This window comes from Mycobacterium sp. NGS22 (assembly GCF_059813095.1).
In genome coordinates, this window is the sequence record NZ_JCALDY010000044.1 from 1 (window position 1) to 20,578 (window position 20,578).

General features: G+C 68.1%; 19 protein-coding genes. 11 read left to right on the plus strand and 8 right to left on the minus strand.

The genetic code is table 11. The features are described 5' to 3' along the window. Positions 1-1,111, plus strand: a 1,111-nt coding sequence (locus AC5Y47_RS24305) for an alpha-amylase family glycosyl hydrolase (RefSeq protein ID WP_499946800.1), incomplete at its 5' end; no start/stop codon positions are given. On the opposite strand, the gene AC5Y47_RS24310 is transcribed toward AC5Y47_RS24305, so the two are convergent. Then, positions 1,108-1,527 (minus strand): DUF1810 domain-containing protein, encoded by a 420-nt coding sequence (locus AC5Y47_RS24310; protein ID WP_499946801.1) that lies wholly within the window; start codon positions 1,525-1,527, stop codon positions 1,108-1,110. The two genes, AC5Y47_RS24305 and AC5Y47_RS24310, sit on opposite strands and share 4 nt — an antisense overlap. Positions 1,528-1,552: 25 nt before the next feature. On the opposite strand from AC5Y47_RS24310, the gene AC5Y47_RS24315 reads away from it, so the two are divergent. The 6 genes from AC5Y47_RS24315 (at position 1,553) to AC5Y47_RS24340 (ending at position 7,279) form a co-directional block, all read left to right on the plus strand. Beyond that, a complete protein-coding gene (locus AC5Y47_RS24315; protein ID WP_499946802.1) occupies positions 1,553-2,773 on the plus strand; it encodes an alpha-hydroxy acid oxidase in 1,221 nt (406 codons plus the stop codon). A 139-nt stretch (positions 2,774-2,912) separates the two neighbouring features. Then, a complete protein-coding gene (gene lon / locus AC5Y47_RS24320) occupies positions 2,913-5,231 on the plus strand; it encodes an endopeptidase La (RefSeq protein WP_499946803.1) in 2,319 nt (772 codons plus the stop codon). 18 nt (positions 5,232-5,249) lie between these two features. After that, on the plus strand, positions 5,250-5,738 hold the full coding sequence (locus AC5Y47_RS24325) for a hypothetical protein (RefSeq protein ID WP_499946804.1): 489 nt from the start codon (positions 5,250-5,252) through the stop codon (positions 5,736-5,738). Next, entirely contained in the window at positions 5,735-6,112 is a 378-nt protein-coding gene (locus tag AC5Y47_RS24330) for a nitroreductase family deazaflavin-dependent oxidoreductase (RefSeq protein ID WP_499946805.1), read from the plus strand. The genes AC5Y47_RS24325 and AC5Y47_RS24330 overlap by 4 nt, the downstream gene beginning before the upstream one ends. A 4-nt stretch (positions 6,113-6,116) precedes the next feature. Next, positions 6,117-6,449, plus strand: a complete 333-nt coding sequence (locus AC5Y47_RS24335; protein WP_499946806.1) for a TfoX/Sxy family protein — start codon at positions 6,117-6,119, stop codon at positions 6,447-6,449. Positions 6,450-6,553: 104 nt separating this feature from the next. Further along, positions 6,554-7,279, plus strand: coding sequence for a DUF72 domain-containing protein (locus AC5Y47_RS24340; RefSeq protein WP_499946807.1), 726 nt, complete (start codon positions 6,554-6,556; stop codon positions 7,277-7,279). On the opposite strand, the gene AC5Y47_RS24345 is transcribed toward AC5Y47_RS24340, so the two are convergent. The 3 genes from AC5Y47_RS24345 to AC5Y47_RS24355 all read right to left on the minus strand — a co-directional run bounded on the left by AC5Y47_RS24345 (position 7,272) and on the right by AC5Y47_RS24355 (position 11,541). Beyond that, positions 7,272-9,377, minus strand: a complete 2,106-nt coding sequence (locus tag AC5Y47_RS24345) for a Rossmann-fold NAD(P)-binding domain-containing protein (protein WP_499946808.1) — start codon at positions 9,375-9,377, stop codon at positions 7,272-7,274. The genes AC5Y47_RS24340 and AC5Y47_RS24345 overlap by 8 nt on opposite strands. 89 nt (positions 9,378-9,466) lie before the next feature. Further along, a complete protein-coding gene (locus AC5Y47_RS24350; RefSeq protein WP_499946809.1) occupies positions 9,467-10,951 on the minus strand; it encodes an acetyl-CoA acetyltransferase in 1,485 nt (494 codons plus the stop codon). 80 nt (positions 10,952-11,031) lie between these two features. Beyond that, positions 11,032-11,541, minus strand: a complete 510-nt coding sequence (locus tag AC5Y47_RS24355; RefSeq protein ID WP_499946810.1) for a GNAT family N-acetyltransferase — start codon at positions 11,539-11,541, stop codon at positions 11,032-11,034. Positions 11,542-11,574: 33 nt separating this feature from the next. Here AC5Y47_RS24355 and AC5Y47_RS24360 point away from each other — a divergent pair, with 33 nt between their 5' ends. Next, complete coding sequence (locus AC5Y47_RS24360) at positions 11,575-12,444, plus strand: SDR family oxidoreductase (RefSeq protein WP_499946811.1); 870 nt, start codon at positions 11,575-11,577, stop codon at positions 12,442-12,444. 34 nt (positions 12,445-12,478) lie between these two features. Next, complete coding sequence (locus AC5Y47_RS24365; protein WP_499946812.1) at positions 12,479-14,863, plus strand: phosphoketolase family protein; 2,385 nt, start codon at positions 12,479-12,481, stop codon at positions 14,861-14,863. Between the two features lie 12 nt (positions 14,864-14,875). On the opposite strand, the gene AC5Y47_RS24370 is transcribed toward AC5Y47_RS24365, so the two are convergent. Then, positions 14,876-16,333, minus strand: a complete 1,458-nt coding sequence (locus AC5Y47_RS24370; protein ID WP_499946823.1) for an HNH endonuclease signature motif containing protein — start codon at positions 16,331-16,333, stop codon at positions 14,876-14,878. Between the two features lie 146 nt (positions 16,334-16,479). On the opposite strand from AC5Y47_RS24370, the gene AC5Y47_RS24375 reads away from it, so the two are divergent. Together AC5Y47_RS24375 and AC5Y47_RS24380 are read left to right on the plus strand one after the other, a co-directional pair. Beyond that, a complete protein-coding gene (locus AC5Y47_RS24375) occupies positions 16,480-17,145 on the plus strand; it encodes an MOSC domain-containing protein (protein ID WP_499946824.1) in 666 nt (221 codons plus the stop codon). Positions 17,146-17,181: 36 nt separating this feature from the next. Continuing rightward, on the plus strand, positions 17,182-17,940 hold the full coding sequence (locus AC5Y47_RS24380; RefSeq protein WP_499946813.1) for a CPBP family intramembrane glutamic endopeptidase: 759 nt from the start codon (positions 17,182-17,184) through the stop codon (positions 17,938-17,940). A gap of 1 nt (position 17,941) precedes the next feature. Here AC5Y47_RS24380 and AC5Y47_RS24385 read toward each other — a convergent pair whose 3' ends face one another. The 3 genes from AC5Y47_RS24385 to AC5Y47_RS24395 all read right to left on the minus strand — a co-directional run bounded on the left by AC5Y47_RS24385 (position 17,942) and on the right by AC5Y47_RS24395 (position 20,512). Beyond that, the gene (locus tag AC5Y47_RS24385) at positions 17,942-18,967 is read right to left on the minus strand and encodes a zinc-binding alcohol dehydrogenase family protein (protein ID WP_499946814.1); all 1,026 of its coding nucleotides are present in this window, start codon (positions 18,965-18,967) and stop codon (positions 17,942-17,944) included. A gap of 36 nt (positions 18,968-19,003) precedes the next feature. Continuing rightward, a complete protein-coding gene (locus AC5Y47_RS24390) occupies positions 19,004-19,303 on the minus strand; it encodes a GlsB/YeaQ/YmgE family stress response membrane protein (protein WP_499946815.1) in 300 nt (99 codons plus the stop codon). An 87-nt stretch (positions 19,304-19,390) separates the two neighbouring features. Further along, a complete protein-coding gene (locus AC5Y47_RS24395) occupies positions 19,391-20,512 on the minus strand; it encodes an alanine and proline-rich secreted protein Apa (protein ID WP_499946816.1) in 1,122 nt (373 codons plus the stop codon). Between the last annotated feature and the right edge of the window lie 66 nt (positions 20,513-20,578).

Genomic DNA, 20,578 nt, shown 5'->3' on the forward strand with positions numbered 1-20,578 from the left:
GTCCGGGGTCGCGCTGGGCCCGATATTCGCCTCGCGCACACACGGTTACGACACCACCGACCACTATCGCATCGATCCCCGGCTCGGCGACGACTCCGACTTCGACTACTTGGTCGGCGAAGCGCGCCGCCGCGGCCTGCGCATCCTGCTCGACGGGGTGTTCAACCACGTCGGTGCGGATTTCGCCGGGCCGGAGTGGTGGCGCAGCGGCGGCACGTTCGAGGGCCACTCCGAACTCGCAGCACTGGACCATGACAATCCAGAGGTCGCCGACTACGTGGTCGAGGTCATGTCGCACTGGCTCGACCGTGGCGCCGACGGCTGGCGCCTGGATGCGGCTTACGCGGTGCCGCAACGATTTTGGGCTGATGTGCTGCCCCGGGTGCGGCAGCGCCATCCCGACGCGTGGTTCGTCGGTGAGCTCATCCACGGTGACTATGCGGCGATGGTCGAGGGGGCGGGATTCGACTCGGCCACCCAGTACGAGCTGTGGAAGGCGATCTGGAGCAGCATCAACGACGGCAACTTCTTCGAGCTGGACTGGGCGCTGCAGCGGCACAGCGCGTGGCTGAAAACGTTCGTGCCGTTGACCTTCGTGGGCAACCACGACGTCACCCGGATCGCCAGCCGGATCGAGCGTCCCGAACACCTGGCGCACGCGCTGGTGGTCTTGTTGACGGTCGGTGGTGTGCCCAGCATCTACGCCGGCGACGAGTTCGGATACCGTGCCGTCAAGGAGGAGCGCTACGGGGGCGACGACGCCGTGCGGCCCGAGTTCGGCACTCCCCCAATTCAACTCGACGAGCGCGGCATTCGCGTGTGGGAGTTGCACCGGTATCTCGTCGGACTACGTCGCCGTCACCCGTGGCTGCACGCGGCCCGGACCAGCGCGGTGCAGTTGCAGAACAAGCACTACGTCTTTCGTAGCCAGCACGGCGACGAGTCGCTGTTGGTCGCACTCAATATCGACGACGAGCCGGTGCGGCTTTTTCTGCCGGAGCTGGGCGCGCCGCGGGCCAAGGTGATCGCCGGGTCTGCGGCACCGCCTGAAGAGGTCGTGGACTCGGTGGTCGTCGAACCGCACGGCTGGCGGATTCTGCAGCCGGTCTAATCGCGCAACCCAGACACCGTTCGGGGATCCTCTTCGCCGCCGTAGTACTTGTCCAGCAGCGCGACGAAGTCGTGGTTGTCGGCGGTGGCGTGAGCGAACAGCGTCATCGAGGATCTCAGCTTGAGGTCGTCGGGCGAGCCGAAAATCTGTGCGGCCGATCGGTCCTGCACCTGATTGACCAGCCGGACGCATTCGCGCAGTCGCGAACCGAGCAGCTCGTGCGCCAGGTACGCGCGAGCCTCCGCCAGCGAGACGATGCCGAAGTGCTCGGCCATCCGGCTGCTGCCCAAACCGCGCAGTTGCGGAAAGACGAACCACATCCAGTGGCTGCGTTTCCGGCCGCTGCGCAGCTCGTCGAGCACGTTGGCGTAGACACGGTCCTGCGCGTCCACGAACCGCTGCAGGTCGAAAGCCATGCGTTCACCCTGGTTGAATGAGCTGATGGCGGTCAAGCGGCAAGTCCCCAAGATCCGGGACCTGGCACCGCTGCTGCAGTTCAAACGTCCGCAACTCGACCGCACCCGGCGGCGCCTGGACGCCGCACTGACCATCGAGGACCTACGGCGCATCGCCAAGCGACGCACGCCCAGGGCGGCATTCGACTACACCGACGGCGCAGCCGAGGACGAGCTCTCCATCGAGCGAGCCCGACAGGCGTTCCGCGACATCGAGTTTCACCCGACGATCCTGCGCGACGTGAGCAACGTGACGGCGGGCTGGAACGTGCTGGGCCAACCGGTGGTGTTGCCGTTCGGGATCGCACCCACCGGGTTCACCCGCCTGATGCACACCGAAGGCGAGATCGCCGGGGCGCGGGCGGCGGCCGCGGCCGGAATCCCGTTCTCGTTGTCCACCCTGGCGACCAGCTCGATCGAGGATGTCGTCGCAGCGGTTCCGCAGGGCCGCAAATGGTTTCAGCTGTATATGTGGAAAGACCGGGACCGTTCGATGGAGTTGGTGCGGCGCGCCGCGGCCGCCGGCTTCGACACCATGCTGGTCACCGTCGACGTCCCGGTCGCCGGCGCGCGGCTGCGCGATGTCCGCAACGGTATGGCCATCCCGCCCGCGCTGACATTGCGCACCGTGCTCGACGCCGTGCCGCACCCGCACTGGTGGTTCGACCTGCTGACCACCGAACCGCTTTCGTTCGCCTCGCTGGATCGCTGGTCGGGCACCGTCGGCGACTATCTGAACACCATGTTCGACCCCAGCGTCACCTTCGACGACCTGGCCTGGATCAAGTCCCAGTGGCCGGGCAAGCTCGTCGTGAAAGGAATCCAGACCCTGGAGGACGCGCGTGCCGTGGTCGACCGTGGCGTCGACGGGATCGTGTTGTCCAATCACGGTGGCCGCCAACTGGACCGGGCCCCGGTGCCGTTCCATTTGTTGCCGACGGTGGCGCGTGAGCTCGGCAACGACACAGAGATCCTGCTGGACACCGGCATCATGTCCGGCGCGGACATCGTCGCGTCGGTCGCTCTCGGGGCGCGATGCACGCTGGTCGGGCGGGCCTACCTGTACGGACTGATGGCCGGCGGCGAGGCGGGAGTGCGTCGCGCCGTCGACATCCTGCAGACCGGTGTGCTGCGGACCATGAGCCTGCTGGGCGTGACCTGCCTACAAGAGCTCTCCCCCAAGCACCTCACCCAGTTGCGTCGTTAGCGCGAGCAGACGCAAAAGCCCCCATTTCGTGCCGAAATAAGGGGCTTTTGCGTCTGCTCGCCAGGGTGTGGCGCACAGCACGGAACAAACCGTCCGTGACCGAGGTTGAGTCGAACAGACTTAACTCTTGGAGGAATAGATGGCTGAAGCCAAATCCGTGCCGGTGCTGTTCGTGACCGACACGATCGTGTTGCCCGGCATGGTGGTGCCGATCGCTCTCGACGACACCGCCCGCACCGCCGTCGACGCCGCCCAGGCCGGCGACTCACGTGAGCTCTTGATCGCGCCGCGGTTGGACGACCGCTACCCGACCCACGGCGTGGTGGCCAAGATCCTGCAGGTCGGCCGGATCGCCGGGGGCGGTACCGCCGCCGTCGTGCGGGGCGAGCGGCGCGCGCACATCGGTGCCGGCGCCAACGGACCTGGCGCGGCGTTGTGGGTCGAGGTGACCGAGGTGCCCGACGTCGAGGTGACCGACGAGATCAAGGCGCTGGCAGCGGAATACAAGAAGCTGCTGCTGGCGATGCTGCAGCGCCGCGAGGCCTGGCAGATCGTCGACTATGTCAACAGCCTCACCGACCCGTCCGCGCTGGCCGACACCTCGGGGTACGCGTCCTACCTGTCCGACGTCCAGAAACGCCAACTGTTGGAGACCGTCGACGTCGCCGAACGGCTGCGTGTGCTGATCGACTGGACCAGCGAACATCTGGCCGAGGTCGAAGTCAACGACAAGATCGCCGAGGACGTGCGCGACGGCATGGAGAATACGCAGAAGGAGTTCCTACTGCGCCAACAGCTGGCCGCCATCCGCAAGGAGTTGGGCGAAGGCGAGCCCGACGGATCCGATGACTACCGGGCCCGCGTCGATGCCGCCGACCTGCCGGAGCAGGTCCGCGAGGCCGCGCTGCGCGAGGTCGGCAAGCTGGAGCGGGCCAGCGACCAGAGCCCGGAGACCGGCTGGATCCGAACCTGGTTGGACACCGTGCTGGATCTGCCGTGGAACGTCCGCACCGAGGACTCGACCGACCTGACGGCGGCGCGGGAGATCCTGGACGCCGACCACCACGGGCTGGACGACGTCAAAGACCGCATCGTCGAGTACCTGGCGGTGCGTGCCCGGCGCGCACAACGCGGTTTGCAGGTCGTGGGCGGCCGCGGTTCCGGGGCGGTGATGGTGCTGGCCGGTCCCCCGGGCGTCGGCAAGACGTCGCTGGGCGAGAGCGTGGCCCGGGCGCTGGGCCGCAACTTCGTCCGCGTCGCCCTCGGCGGCGTGCGCGACGAGGCCGAGATCCGCGGGCACCGGCGTACCTACGTGGGCGCGTTGCCGGGCCGGATCGTGCGGGCCATCGGTGAGGCCGGATCGATGAATCCCGTTGTGCTGCTGGACGAGATCGACAAAGTCGGGTCCGACTACCGGGGCGACCCGAGCGCGGCGCTGCTCGAGGTGCTCGACCCGGCGCAGAACCACACGTTCCGCGACCACTACTTGGACCTGGATCTGGATCTGTCCGACGTGGTGTTCCTGGCCACCGCCAACGTGATCGAGAACATCCCGTCGGCGCTGCTGGACCGCATGGAGTTGGTGCAGATCGACGGCTACACCGAGGACGACAAGGTCGCCATCGCCCGCGACTACCTGCTGCCCCGGCAGCGGGACCGGGCCGCGCTGACCGAGGACGAGGTGACGGTCACCGATGCCGCGCTGCGCAAGATCGCCGCCGATTACACCCGCGAACCGGGCGTGCGGCAGTTCGAACGGCTGCTGGCCAAGACGCTGCGCAAGGTGACCACCAGGCTGGCCGAGACCGACGAACCGATCACCGTCGACGAGCCGGATCTGGTTGGCTACCTTGGCCGTCCGCGCTTCACCCCGGAGTCGGCGGAGCGCACGGCGGTGCCCGGCGTGGCCACCGGCCTGGCCGTCACCGGCCTCGGCGGCGACGTGCTCTACATCGAGGCCGGCGCGGTCGACGGTGACGCGGGCCTGCAACTGACCGGTCAGCTGGGTGAGGTGATGAAGGAGTCGGCACAGATCGCGTTGTCCTACGTGCGTTCGCATGCCGCCGAATTGGGCGTCGACCCGGCGGTGCTGGACCGGCGCATCCACGTGCACGTGCCGGCCGGTGCGGTGCCCAAGGACGGGCCCTCGGCCGGGGTGACGATGGTGACCGCGCTGGTGTCGATGGCCACCGGACGTCAGGTGCGCTCCGATGTCGGCATGACCGGCGAGGTCACGCTGAACGGTCGGGTGTTGCCGATCGGCGGTGTCAAACAGAAGCTGCTGGCTGCCCAACGTGCCGGTCTGTCAACGGTTTTCATCCCGACACGCAACGAGCCGGACCTGGACGACGTGCCCGCCGAAGTGCTCGAGGCCCTGACCGTGCTGCCGATGACGGACGTGGCTGAGATCGTCGCGCAAGCACTGGAACCGGCGCAGACCGCTACGGTGGCCGCCTAGGGACGCTAGGGTGCAGCAATGGCTGCTTTCCTACGCAAGTTGCTCGGAATCGGCAAGCTGCCCGCAGACCTGCGGGCAGCAGTCGAGACGGAGAACCTCATCCATCTGGCCGAGTCTGTTCCCGTCACCTTCCGATTCACCGGCTCGGTGCCCGGCAAGGTGTCCAACGGCAACGTCCGCAGTTACGTTGGCGCTCTGGCCATCACGTCGCAGCGGGTGGTGGGGACGCTGTCGACCGTGCCCAAACTCGCCGGGCGCGCCGTCGACCTGCGCTGGGACTCCCCCGCCGAAGGCCCTGTGCGGGGCGAGTTTTCGGCAGCCGGACTGATGCTCACCGCGGACGTCGGCGAAGTCGACCCACAGTTTTCCGGCCGGCTTTCGCTGAACTACAAGACCGCGCTGCCCGAAGCGGTGTTGAGCACGGTGCCGCGGCGGACGTTCACGTTCGGCGTGCCGCGGGAATGGGTCCTGCGCATGGTCGGGGTACCGGCCCGCACACCGGCATGAGCCGCAAACGGCGGTTCGTGCACCGCATCCAGCGAGTCGTGGTCAACCCGATCGGCCGGCGCGGGCCCGGGATCATGCTGGAAACCACCGGACGAAAATCCGGCCAGCCACGGCGCACCGCGGTCGGCGGCAAGGTCGTCGACAACCAGTTCTGGATGGTCTCCGAACATGGCCACCACTCGGATTACGTCTACAACATCAAGGCGAATCCGAAAGTACGGCTGCGCATCGGCGGGCAATGGCGCACCGGGACCGCGCACCTGCTGCCCGACGATGATCCATGGCAGCGGATGCGGAGTCTGCCGCGGTTCAACAACGTGGGAGTCCGCACCATGGGCACCGATCTGCTGACCATCCGGGTGGATCTGGACTGAGACGGTGGCCTACGACACCGAGCTGGCCAAGCGGACCCGCGAACTGCTGGCGCAGCTCGAGAGCTACGACGAGAAGCAGATGTTCGGCGGTCTGGCTTTCCTGGTCGGCGGCAAGATGGCCGTCTGCGTCAGCGGACAGGGCGGTTTGATGGTGCGGGTGTCTCCGCAGGACATCGACAAGCTACTGACACGCGACCACGTCAGCCCGATGGTGATGGGCGGCAGGGAGATGCGCGGATGGTTACGGGTGGCCACCGAGGGCGTGAAAACCAAACGGCAACTGCAAGGTTGGGTGACCCGCGGCGTGAATTACGCCCGCAGTCTGCCGCCTGAGTGACCGCGCCGGTTTGCGCCGCGGCGGTACGGGTACGCCGCGGTGGTGTTGTGCATGCTGACCAGCAGACCCGGGCTGCGCACGCTCCAGACGCGCCCGCTGCGGCCATGACCATTCGGATCGGGACTTCCGGGTGGTCCTACGACCACTGGGCCGGCGTGTTGTACCGGCCGGGTCTGCCTGTCTCGCAACGTCTGCAGCGCTACACGGAAGTCTTCGACACCGTGGAGCTGAACGCCAGTTTCTACCGCTGGCCGAAAGATTCGACCTTCGCCGGCTGGGCCGAACGGCTGCCGGACGGGTTCACCATGACGGTGAAAGCGCATCGCGGTCTGACCCACTACCGTCGGCTGGCCAGTCCGGAACCCTGGATTGAACGGTTCGAACGCTGCTGGCAGGCGCTGGGGAAACGCGCCGGTGTGCTGCTGGTGCAGCCGCATCCGGAGCTGCAACGGGACGACGCCCGTCTGGAGACGTTTCTGCGCTTGATGCCGTCGTCCATCCGGACGGCGGTGGAGTTGCGTCACCCGTCGTGGAACGTCCCGGATGTCTATGCGCTGCTGGAGAAATACCGTGCCATCTACGTGGTGATGAGCGGCGCGAACCTGGCGTGTGTCCCCCGCGCCACCACCGATCAGGTGTACGTGCGCCTGCACGGCCCCGAACCAGCCTCGCTGTACACCGGTTCCTATACCGCCGACGAACTGCGCCGCTGGGCCGAGCGGATCGCGAACTGGGCCGACGAGGGACGCGACGTGTGGGTGTACTTCAACAACGACCTGGGCGGGCACGCTGTTCGTAATGCGTTGACGCTCAAGGATTTTCTCAGCTAACGTCCGTCGGATCCCAGGTGTGCTCGATGACGTCGGGCGGGGGTTTGGCCTGCAGGCGTTCCCGCTCGGCGCGGCGGCGCTTGACTCGCAGCCGCGCGTCGGCGGGCATCGTGACGAGCTCGTCGCAGAGCAGGTAGTACGCGTCGTCGACGCTGTCGATCAGGTCCGCGGCGACCCGGCGAGATCCGAGTTCGCGCAACGTCATTCGGAATTCGTGGGTGAAGCGGATGGTGGTGTCGTGGGCCAGCTCGCGCGAACTGCGGGCGCTGTCGGCCAAGCGCTGCGACAAGGATGCCGGCGGGACCGCCGGGGCTGCGGGACCCTCGGCGGACCGGGCCGCCACCTCGAGCAGCAGGCCCGGCTCGTCGCCGAAGGTCGGGCTGGCCAGCTCGGCTTCCCCGCGCCCGCGGTGTCTCAGCTTCGCGACGGCGGCATCCAGAGCGGCCGCGGTGGCCGGTGACAGTGCGCGGACGCTGGCGACGTTTCCCTCGCGGGCCAGCGCGCACAATGTCGGATCGGCACGCAACAGCGCGGACAGCTCGGCGGTCTCCTCAGCGACGCGGCCGCTCTCCATGATCACCCCGACGCCGGACACGCTCGAGGCGGCGCGGGTGTGCTCCAGGGTTGCCGCGGTCACGCCGGTGTCGATGACCCATAGTCCGGTGAGGATCCAGCCCTGCTGGATCCGGTCGCGCAGCAGCCGCAGCCGCACCTGAAGGGCGGCCTCGCTGAGCGCGGTCAGGTCCGCCGGTTCCAGATGCTCGTCGACCGCGGCGGCGACGTAGGCCTGGGTGTCGGTCCGAAGATGGCGCAGCAGTGCCACCGAGCGCGCTGTCACCACCACTTTGGCGACCGATCCAAGGCCGGCGGAGCGGTGCGGCCGTCCCATCGGCAGCAGGTCGGTGAGCTGCGACTGGTCGCCCAACGTGCGCTCGGTGATGGCCCGCTCGTCCCAACCGGGAAGCTGGCCGGCGGCGACGATATTGGCCGACACCCCGACGTAGGGGCGGTGGCCGAACACCGCGATCGCCCTGCTCGCCCACTCCTCGGCCACCACGTCGCCCAACGCCAGCACGCGGCCCATCGCCCGGCCCGCCGCGCGCAATCCACTCAACACCACATCCAAGGTGACCGGAGTCAGCGGGCCCGGCAGAGCCTCGGTCAAGCCGGCCGCGCTGAAGACCGGGAACCGCGGGTCGATGCGGTCGTCGAACTCCCCTTCCAGCCCGTCGGGAGCCACGTTGCGCAACGGGCCGCCGTCGACGGGGCGCAGCCGCGGCTGCGTCTCCACCGGCAACGGCAGCTGACCGGACCCGTAGCTCGCGCCGGCGGGACCGAGCTTGCGGCCGACCAGCCCGCGGCCGGTGTCGACCACCGCCTCGATCGCCTGCCATCCGTAGTCGAACGCCCAATCCTCTTGTGCAGCAGTAAGATCCAGTTCCGGAATCAGATTTTCCCAACTGCGCACGCCATGCAGCCGCAACCGTGGCTCGACGGATCGGATCACCCGCCACGCGGTGATCACGTTGGTGGTGTCCGGGGTGGCCAGCTCGACCACACCGGTGCGTTCGGTGCCCACCGCGACCACCAGAAAGTGGACCAGATCGTCCAGATGCAGCACCCGCATGGGCCGGGCCGAGACCTTGCTGCGCATCAGCGTGGCCACCGTGCGGCACACCATCCAATCCAGCTGCCGTCCCAGCGGCGGAGCTATCCGCACGACCAAACTGGGCGCCCAACCGGTGGACACCAGCGTCTCGGCCGGCCGGTACAACTCGGCCTGCCCCGCGGCCTGGGACACGAACAGCAGCCGCGCGCCCGCCTGCGCCGCCGCGTGCGTCACGTGCGCGACACCGGTGAGGCCGCCCGCACCCGGCGCGCTGGGGTCGACCGGCGCGAGGTGGATCACCACGTCGGCCTCGCCGGCCAATTCCGTCAGAACCGGGTGTTGCAGGGGCGCGCAGACGAAGTCGACTTCGGGATCAAGGCAATCGTGCGGGTGGGGGCCGATGCCGCTGACCGTGTGTCCGGCAGCCATCAACTGGCGTGCGACCAACCTCCCGACGGTGCCTGCGGCGTCGGTAAGCAGCACGTGCACGTGAGCCTCACCCCCAACGTCTATCCAATGACAATAGGCACGTCAGCCGCCGTCGCGCACAATTGAGTCTCTACCGTGACCGTTGCCGGTTACCGCAACGTTGCGGTGCCGTCGGCGGCGACGGCGACCTTGGCCCCGGCGATGTCGTCGCGCACCGTCGCCTCGGCTTCGGTTGGATCGGTGATCACGGCCAGCGCGCGCGCATCGTCGGGGGTGCGCACGGTGAGAAAGGCCTTCTCGGGTCGCCCGTCCCGATCGAACGGCGTCGTCCACGCCTCGACGGTGCCGACGCCCTCCCACTCGACCGGACCGACCGTCGTGGGCTCCCGATCCACCGCTGATTGCACGTTCTCCCAACGGAATTCGGGAGGTGGCTCGGTGCTGTACACACCGAAGCTGTGCTTGGTGAGATAGCCGCCGTTGGCCGTGATCAGTCCGCGCCGGCCGGGGTTGGCCGTCAGCAGTTCGGCCATGGTCGCGATGGAGTGCGTCACGTAGTTGTTCCACGGGCCGCCGGCGAAGGTGAGCCCGCCGGTGACCGTCAGCGGGCGGGCGGGGTCGTCCACGGCCAGACCCAGCTCGTTCGCCGCCACCTGGACCGCGGACGGAAAGCACGAGTACAGGTCGACGTAGTCGACGTCGTCGATGCCCAATCCGGCCAGTTCCAGCGCCCGAGCGCCGCCGATCCGGATCGCCGGCGAACGGTGCAACTCGCCCCGCTCGCCGATCGCGGAGGTGTCGTGGGCGTCGCTGCCGGCCTGCGGGTAGACCCAGCGTTCCTGCGGGACCTGCAGGCGCTGCGCCTGCTCGACCGAGGTCAGGATCAGCGAGGCGCCCTGGTCGACCATGTTGTTGGAGTTCATCAGCTTGGTGTAGGGCCAGCTGATCATCCGGTTCTGCGGACCGGGCTGCCGGATCTCCTCGGCGCTGACCGGACGGCGGATCCAGGCGTACGGATTGTCGACCGCCACCGCGTTGAACCGCTCCCACAGTTCGCTGACCCGTCTGGCGTGCTCCTCGACGGACTCGTCGTTGGCGATCCGCAGCGCCTGCTCGAACAGCGGATACACGTAGGCGGGGCGGTCCAGCTTGATCCGGATCTCGGCATCGCCGGCCATCGGCACGTCGTCACCGGCGACTTCGGGCAACGGCACCGACTCGTCCTGCTCGGTCCAGGTCAGCCGTCGGCCCAACTTCTTCAGCCCGTTGCGGGTTCGCCAGGTTTCGGCGCCGGAAATCAGTACCACCCCGGCCCGCCCGTGCTGGATGTCCAGGCACGCCTGGTTGACCAACGACTGCGGGGTGTTGCCGCCGATTTTGCTGTAGCCGGCGGTGAAGGTGCCCAGACCGAGGCGTTCGCCGAGTAGCTGACCAGGGTTGCGATAGTGCGCCGACAGCAGCTGCACCACCCGCACGGTGTCGACGGCCTCGATCACCCGCGCGCCGGCGGCCTGGCGGGTGGCCGACACCATCAGGTCGACCGGTTCGATGCCGGGCTGGTCCGGGTCGACGTCGTCGCGGTGGTTGACCTGGCCGTAGCCGATCAGCACGGGGGTCCTGGGGTCGACGGGCATGGTGGAAACCTATCGCGACGCGTCCGGCCGCTCAGGTGGGCCCGGTCCGGCCCGCTGGCCTTGACTCCGACGTTCGCGGTCTAGACGGGGGTGCGACGGTACCGCACCTCGTCCACCGGCCGGTCGCCGTACGTCTCGGTGCGGCACGCGCCGTCCGGGCGCCAGCCGTCGCGCTCGTAGAACCGTCTGGCGCGGGCGTTGTCCTGCAGGACCCACAGGGCCGCGCCGGCGACGCCGAGCCCGCGGAGCCGCTCCCGCGCGGCGCCGATCAGCAAGCGCCCGATCCCGACGCCCAGCCGCGACGGGTCGACGTAAATCGCCATCAGCTCACCGAAATTCGCCAAGTCGGCGTCTCGGCAGCGGCCGGTGGTAGCAAATCCGCAGATGGTGTCGTCCTGGACGGCGACCAGGGTGACGGGGACGCCGATGCCGACTTGACCGAAGTTGTATCTGCGGGCCCGGGCTTCGGGGGTGAGGTTGTCGAGAAAGTCTTGGGCGATCAGCCCCCGGTAGGCGGCCTGCCAGGCCCGCACGTGCACGTGCGCAACGGCATCGGCGTCCTGCGGGACGGCCGCGCGCACCTGGATCATCGGTGCCATTGTCCACCCGCATACCGTGTAGGCATGGCAGATACGGCATCGAGCGATGCAGCGCTGGCCGCAAACGTTCGCGGCAAGGTCATAGTCATCACCGGGGGCGCCCGGGGAATCGGCCTGGCCACCGCCACGGCACTGCACAAGCTGGGCGCCAAGGTCGCCATCGGCGACATCGACGAGACCACGGTCAAGGAGTCCGGCGCCGACCTCGGATTGGAGGTGTACGGCAAGCTCGACGTCACCGACCCCACGTCGTTCGCCGATTTCCTGGACCAGGTCGAACGCCAGCTAGGCCCGATAGACGTGCTGATCAACAATGCCGGCATCATGCCGGTGGGCCGGGTCATCGACGAGCCCGACGCCGTCACCCGGCGCATCCTGGACATCAACGTCTACGGGGTCATCCTGGGCAGCAAACTGGCCGCGCAGCGCATGGTCCCGCGCAGACGCGGCCACGTCATCAACATCGCCTCCTTGGCGGGGGAATTGCACATCGTCGGGCTGGCGACCTACGTCGCCAGCAAGCACGCGGTGCTCGGCTTCACCGACTCGGCGCGGCTGGAGTACTGCGCGGCCGGGGTGCAGTTCTCGGCGGTGCTGCCAACCTTCGTCAACACCGAGTTGGTTGCCGGCACGCCCGGTATGAAGGGCTTCCGCAACGCCGAACCGAACGAAATCGCCGACGCCGTCGTAGCTTTGGTGGCCAAGCCGAAACCGCGGGTGCGCATCACCAAGGTTGCCGGCGCGATGGTGGTCTCGCAGAAGTTCTGGCCGCGCCGGCTCGCCGAAGGCTTGAACCGGAGACTCGGCGGCGACCACGTCTTCACCGACGACGTGGACGTCGAGAAGCGCCGCGCCTATGAAGCGCGCGCCCGGGGCGAAGAGGGGGACGCGTAGCGCGGCGTCCATCCGGGTCGCGAGAATTGGGTACATGAGCCCCATGAGTCCAGAAACCGCGACCCTGACCGACGACGAATTGGCCCTCATCGATGCTTACTGGCGTGCCGCCAACTTCCTGTCGGTCGGCCAGATCTACCTGCTCGACAATCCCCTGCTGACCGAGCCGCTGGCATCCGAACACGTCAAACCCCGGCTGCTGGGACACTGGGGCACCACGCCGGGGCTCAACCTCATCTACGCACACCTGAACCGGATCATCCGTAACCGCGACGCCAACGTCATCTACATCACCGGGCCCGGGCACGGCGGACCCGGGCTGGTCGCCAACGCCTACCTGGAGGGCACCTACAGCGAGATCTACACCGGCGTCGAGGAGGACACCGACGGGCTGCGCAGACTGTTCCGGCAGTTCTCTTTCCCGGGCGGCATCCCCAGCCACGTCGCGGCGCAGACGCCGGGATCGATCCACGAGGGCGGCGAGCTCGGCTATGCGCTGGTGCACGCCTTCGGGGCGGCGTTCGACAACCCGGATCTGGTGGTGGCGTGCGTGATCGGGGACGGCGAGGCCGAGACCGGGCCGTTGGCCGCGAGCTGGCATTCCAACAAGTTCCTCAATCCGGTCGTCGACGGCGCGGTGCTGCCGATCCTGCACCTCAACGGCTACAAGATCGCCAACCCGACGGTGTTGTCGCGGATTCCGCACGCCGAACTCGAGGCGTTGATGCGCGGCTATGGCTACCGGCCCATCACGGTGGCCGGCGACGAGCCGGCCGACGTGCATCAGCAGATGGCCGCCGCTCTGGACGACGCCTTCAACGACATCACGGCCATCCAGGACGCGGCCCGCAGCGGCAGGCAAACCGAGCGACCGGTGTGGCCGGTGATCCTGTTGCGCACCCCGAAAGGCTGGACCGGGCCCGCCGTCGTTGACGGCAAACAGGTCGAAGGCACCTGGCGCTCGCATCAGGTCCCGTTGTCGGGCACGCACGACAACCCCGAGCACCGCGAGCAGCTGGAGAAATGGCTGCGCAGTTACCGTCCCGAAGAGTTGTTCGACGAGGGCGGAGCGCTGCGGGCCGACCTGAAGGAGGCGGCGCCGAAGGGTGACCGGCGGATGAGTGCCAACCCGCACGCCAACGGCGGAGTGCTGTTGCACGATCTGGACCTGCCGGACTTCCGCGACTATGCCGTGGAGGTGCCGGAGCCCGGGACGCAGATGCACGAGGCCACCCGGGTGCTCGGCACCTTTCTGCGCGACATCATCAAGCGCAATCCCGACCGGTTCCGGCTGATGGGTCCCGACGAAACCGCATCCAACCGGCTCGATGCGGTGTTCGCCGAGACGGACAAGGTGTGGGTTTCCGAAACCGAGTCCGACGACGAGAACCTGGCGCCGGACGGCCGCGTCATGGAGGTGCTGTCCGAGCACCTGTGCCAGGGCTGGTTGGAGGGCTACCTGCTGACCGGGCGGCATGGGCTGTTCAACTGCTACGAGGCCTTCGTGCACATCGTCGACTCGATGCTCAACCAGCACGCGAAATGGCTGTCCACCACCCTGGAACTACCGTGGCGCCAGCCGATTGCTTCCTTGAACTATCTGTTGAGTTCGCACGTGTGGCGCCAGGACCACAACGGCGCGTCTCATCAGGACCCGGGGTTCATCGACCTGGTTGCCAACAAGCGCGCCGAACTGACCCGGGTATACCTTCCGCCCGACGCCAACACGTTGCTGTCGGTGGCCGACCACTGCCTGCGCAGCCGCAACTACATCAACGTGATCGTTTCGGGTAAGCAACCGGCCCTATCCTATCTCGACGTGGACGAGGCGATCGCGCACTGCACCCGCGGGCTGGGGATCTGGCAATGGGCCAGCACCGCCACCGGTGAACCCGACGTGGTGCTGGGCTGTGCGGGTGACATACCCACGCAGGAGACGCTGGCCGCGGCCGACATCCTGCGCCGTGAGCTGCCCGACCTCGCCGTTCGCGTCGTCAACGTGGTGGACCTGATGCGCCTGCAACCGGACTCCGAACACCCGCATGGGTTGCCTGACCGCGAATACAACTCGTTGTTCACTGAGGACAAGCCGGTCATCTTCGCTTACCACGGTTATCCCTGGCTGATCCACCGGCTCACCTACCGTCGGGCAGGCCACAGGAATCTGCATGTGCGCGGATTCAAGGAGCGCGGGACCACCACCACCCCGTTCGACATGGTGATGCTCAACGACCTGGACCGGTTCCATCTGGTGATGGACGTCGTCGACCGGGTCGAGGGGCTGGGTAGCCGTGCCGCGGTGCTGCGGCAGCGGATGGCCGATGCGCGCATCGGGGCTCGCCTGTACACCCGAGAGCACGGTGAGGACGACCCGGAGATCAGCGGCTGGACCTGGTCGTCGGGCGAGCAGAGCGAGTGATTTGACCCGAGCTCAGAAGGGCGGCGGGTCGTCGTCGGGCGGCGCGGGGCCGGCTCGGTCGCTGTAAGCGGGTTGGCGGGCTCGACGGTTGGCGCGTCGTTCGGCGGTGACGCGGTGAGCGCGGTTTTGGGCGCGGGTGCGGCGGCGTTTGGGCATCATCGCGCCGCGTTCGGCGCAATGGTCTTGCGGCCCAATGGCTTCGAGGGACGGCATGCCGCCGACGGCGGTGCACAGGCTGGGGAACAGCAGGGCGCTGCCGGGGGTGGTGACGTGGGTATCGCCGGCGGGGGAGGTCAGGATCAGGGTGCCGTCGGGCAGTTGCTTTTCGGTCCAGCCCCAGAAGGTTTTGACCAAATGGTGGGTACGGCAGTAGCACTTGGTGTTGGCCGCGTGGGTGGGCCCGCCTTGAGACCACGGGATCGTGTGATCCAGGTCACACTGGGTGGCGGGTACGTCGCAGCCCGGCCAGCGGCAGGTCAGGTCGCGGCAGCGCACGAAGTCGGCCAACGCTTTCGACGGGCGGTAGTGCGGTTCGGGGGCGCAGTACCCGGGGTGGATCAGTGGCACCTGTTTGGCTGACGTCGCCAACTCGGCCAGGAGTTCGGGGGTGATGAGCGCGTCGGCGTCGATCATCGCGGCGGCCCCGCTGGCCGTGCCGTTGAGGCTGTCCTGGGTGGCGATGACGTGGATGATCACCGGCGATGTTGGTGGGCGCGTGCCGGCGCTGCAGTCGGTGCGCCCGCACAGGCAGGCCATCCGGGTGGCGCGGGCGCTCAAGGCCTCGATGGCGTCGGCGCGGCGCTGTTCGGGGGTGCGCGGGTCCTCGACGCAGACCGTGGCCGCCAGCGCGCTCAACGCGGCGTCTAGAGCGCGGGCATCGGTGGGGCGCAGCTCACCTTCCACGCGGCAGGTCCCGTCGTATTCCTTCTCGATGTCCAGATGGCGGTCGCGCTGGCGTTTGGCGCGGCGCCGCACCGCGTCCAGGTCGACCGCGGCAACGATCGCGTCGACCTTCTTGGCCAGCCGCGACGGGGTCAGCGACGGCCACCGGGTGACGTTGACCGCGATGCGGCGATCAACCGCCGCCAGCGCCTCGGGGTCGAGGATCAGCGAGGTGCGCGAGGCGATCAGGGCGAACGCGACCACATCGATGTCCCCGGCACAAAACACCGCGGCGGTCTTGGGTAGCCGTTCGCGCATGTCACGCGCCAGGGTTAGTTTGTCCTGCGCGCAGCGCTGGCTGATCTTGAGGCCCGCCGCCACCTCTGCAGCGACCCCCGCCATCGTGTCGATCGCCCAGTCCTCGGTCTCACCGTGGCGACGCAACCGGTAGGCGAACAACTCACCGATCGCCATCAACTGCGCAGCAGCACCCCGGTTTTCCATCTGCCCCGCCGCCCGCGCCGCTGCGACCCAATCCTGGGACTCCTCGGTGGGGGTCTTCAATGCCTGATGCCACTGCCTGCTCATGTCGTCGATCCAGGCGTGGAAAACCCCCGGATTGTCCTGCCACCGGGGCGGGTTCTCACACGATTGATCGAACATATGTTCGATGATACCACATATGCAGACCCGCCACCTCAACCCGGCCGGGTTACCCTGTGCGGGTGCCAAAAGTGGTGTCAGTCAACGTGGCTCAGCCCAAGACGAATCCCGATCCACGCGCGATGTCGAAGGTGACCGGCATCGACAAAGTGCCCACCTCCGAGCCGGTTGCGGTCCGTGCACCCGGGCCGATGCGCGGCGGGCTCGGCAGCGGCCTGGTCGGCGACACGATCGGCAATCCCAAGTACCACGGCGGCGATGACCAAGCCGTCTACGCCTACGCCCGCGAGGACCTCGACGAGTGGGAACAGCGACTCGAGCGCACCCTGACCGAGGGGATGTTCGGGGAAAACCTGACCACGTCGGGCATCGACGTCACGGGCGCGCTGATCGGCGAACGGTGGCGGGTCGGCACCGACGGCCTGCTGCTCGAAGTCTCCGCGCCGCGGACACCGTGCCGCACCTTCTCCGCGTTCCTGAACCTCAACCACTGGATCAAGACCTTCACCAAAGCCGGCCAACCCGGCGCCTACCTGCGGGTGATCACACCTGGAACCGTCCGGGCCGGGGACGAGGTCACCATCGAATCCCGGCCCGATCACGATGTGACGATCGGACTGGTGTTCCGCGCAAAAATGACTGAGCCGCAACTACTTTCAAAACTGACCGACGTGGAGGCGCTGTCGGCGGAGCTGAAGACCTACGTGCGTCGCAGGCTGGCGGCGCGACAAAGCTAGCCTGCCGTTCAGCGCTGCGCCGGTAGAATCGTCATGATGCTCGACCAATCCGCTCAACCAACGGTGTCCAGCGCTGCGCTCGATGCGCCGCTGGACCGGTTGCGTCTTCATGTCGACATCGTCGTCGTCGTCGCCGTTCTGGTGCTGACCAACCTGGTCGCGCACTTCACCACTGCGTGGGCCAGCATTGCGACCGTGCCGGCAGCCGCCGTCGGGCTGGTGCTATTGGTGCGGTGGCGCGGGCTGGACTGGACCGAACTCGGCCTCGGGCGTGAGCACTGGAAGTCCGGCATGGGCTACGCACTGGCCGCCGTGGCGTTGGTGGTGTCGGTCATCGGGGTCGGGGTGCTCCTGCCGATGACCCGTCCGATGTTCCTGAACAACCACTACGCGACCATCTCGGGCGCGCTGATCGCATCAATGGTCATCATCCCGCTGCAAACCGTCATCCCGGAGGAACTCGTCTTCCGCGGCGTGCTGCACGGCGCGCTGCAGCGGGCGTGGGGTTTCCGGGGCGTTGCGCTGGCCGGATCACTGCTGTTCGGATTTTGGCACATCGCCACGTCGTTGGGCCTGACCAGCAACAACGTCGGCTTCACCCACCTGTTCGGCGGCGGCGTCTTCGGCATGATGGCCGGGGTCACGATGGCGGTCATCGCGACGGGCGCGGCCGGGTTCGTGTTCAGCTGGTTGCGTCGGCGCAGCGGCAGCTTGATCGCGCCGATCGCGCTGCACTGGGCACTGAACGGGGTGGGCGCCCTGGCCGCCGCCCTGGTCTGGCACCTGTCGACCTGAGTCAGACCAGCAGCACTGCGGCGCCGGCGATCCGCCCGGAGCTGAGGTCGGCCAGCGCGCGATCGGCCTGTCCGAGGGCATATTCCGGCGTGGTGACCTCGATGCGATGCCTGGCCGCGAAATCGAGGAACGCGCGGGCGTCGGCGCGGGTGTTGGACGTCACCGACCGGATCTGCCGCTCTTGGAAGAGATGCCGCTGATAGTTCAGTGTCGGGATGTCGCTGAGATGGATGCCTGCCACCGATAGTGTGCCGCCACGGTCGAGGGCCTCGAGGGCGGGCAACACCAGGTCGCCGACGGGAGCGAACAGAATCGCCGCGTCCAGCGGCACCGGGGGCGGCTCGTCGGCCGCTTGAGCCGAGGCGGCACCCAGGGCCAGCGCCAGCTCGCGCGCCGCGGCACCGCGAGTCATGACATGGACCTCCGCGCCCTGCGCCAGCGCCACCTGTGCGGTGATGTGGGCGCTGCCCCCGAACCCGTACAACCCCAGTCGTCCGCCGGGCGGCAGGTCGGCGCGCAACAGCGACCGGTATCCGATGATCCCGGCGCACAACAACGGCGCCAACTCGGTGTCGGCGTACCCACTGGGCAGGTGATGCGCGAAAGCGGCAGGTACGGTGGCGAATTCGGCGTAACCGCCATCGGCGTCCCAGCCGGTGTAGCGCGATAACGGGCACAGGTTCTCCTCGCCCCGACGGCAGTACTTGCACTGCCCGCAGGTATGACGCAGCCACGCGATGCCGACCCGGTCCCCCACCGCGAAATCAGCGCTACCGACCGCCGATCCCACCTCGACGACCTCGCCGACGACCTCGTGGCCGGGGATCACCCGCTCACAGTGCACGGGCAGATCACCCTCGCTGACATGCAGGTCGGTACGGCACACTCCGCAGGCCAGCACCGCGACCAGCAGGTCTGCCGATCCGGGCCGCGGGATCTCGGTGGTGACGCGTTCGAGTGGCTTGGTGTCCATCGGTCCGGGCCGACGCACCTGCCACGCGGTCATGGAGGTCGGCTGTGACGCCATCAGGTCATCATGCCGCGCGACTACCGCCGCAGGCGGCTACGTGCTGCGTACCTTTCCGACGATCCAGAGCAGAATCACCGAGCCCAGGATCGCGGTGAAGAAGGTGAACCACCAGCCCCCCGACGCGGTGTCGAAGGCGAAGCTGAGCAGGAAGCCGCCGAGGAGTGCCCCGGCCACGCCGATGACGATGTTCATCAGAATGCCGGAACCGGCGCCTTTGACGATCTTGCCGGCGATCCATCCGGCCAGAGCACCGATGATGATGTAGCCGATAAGGCCCACGCTGGTCAGAGTTGTTGAGCGAGCGAGAATTTCGGTCGCTGCGACGACGTCCATGAGGGGTCTCCTTGCAATCACTGACACGCCCAGCCCAAGTGCCGGACCGTGAGGTCGGGTATACCCGTTCTACGTGACTAATTCGACCTAAGCCGGTTGGCTGCGCGGCTGTGTCACAGCCGGCGTTCCTGCGGCGGGAGCCTGAGCGGGTGCTGGCGCCGGCGCACCCGGTTCGGGTGCGGGGGCAGCGGGTGCGGGTGCCGGGGCACCCGGAACAGGTGCCGGAGCGCCTGGAGCAGGTGCCGGGGCACCTGGAACAGCGCCTTCGGGAGCCGGCGCCGCGGGAGCTGTCCAGGGCCGGATGGACTCGGCCAGGATCTTCGCGGCGTTCTTGTCGATCGGGTTGTTCGACGTGCCCAGCCATACCACGAACCAGCGCTGCGGAGGTCCGGCCGTGGGGGTGGCCCCTGCCGGAGTTCCGACCACCCCGGTCCAGATCTGTCCGACCGGCTTGCTGGCGTCGCTGAACTTGACTTCGTAGTAGGACGCGCTGCCCGAGATCCCGTTCGCGTTGAGCGGCACCGACTCCTGGTTCAGCCGGGTGCCCGGATACGGCATGAAGAACTCACCCATGTCCGAACCCAGCCGGACGGCGGCCTTGGGGTTGGTGGCTTCAGCGCTCGCGTAGAGCTTCTGGTCCAGCCGGCCCAGCACGATCCGGGTGTCGTTGGCGATCGGCGGAGCCTGCCCCGGCATCGGAGCTTCACCGGCCGACTTGCTCAGCAGCGCCGAACCGTAGTCGAGGTGGGACGCATCGGACTCCACCCAGCCGCCCGGGATGACGAAGCTGAATCCACCGACGGCGTTGGTCACCCGTCCGGGTTCGGGCGCCGCCGGGTCGGGCGGCGGGGCGTTCGGGTCGGCCGGCGGGACCGCGTTGGGGTCGCCTGGCTGCGCATTCGGGGTGGGCGGCGCGCCGGGTGCCGGTGATGCGCCCGGCGCCGGTGACGCACCCGGTGCCGGTGAGGCGCCTGCCGCCGGCGGCGCCGGCGTGGACGGGCTCGCCCCGGGAGCCGGTGCCGGGGAGTTCGGCGCTCCCGGAGCTGCAGGCTGGGAGGACGGAGTCGGCGTCGGGGGCGCCGGTTCCGGGTCGGCGGCGGAAGTGGCCGGCAATGCAATGGTCACGACGCTGGCACCGGTCGCCGCGGCGATAGCCAACGACGCCCAAAGTCCCTTGCGGCGGGTCGGGTTCGAGTCAACCTGATGCATGGCGACGAACCTACCGTGTTGACGCTGTGAAGCAAGGACGGCCCGCCCGGTGTCTTGGCAGTTCGT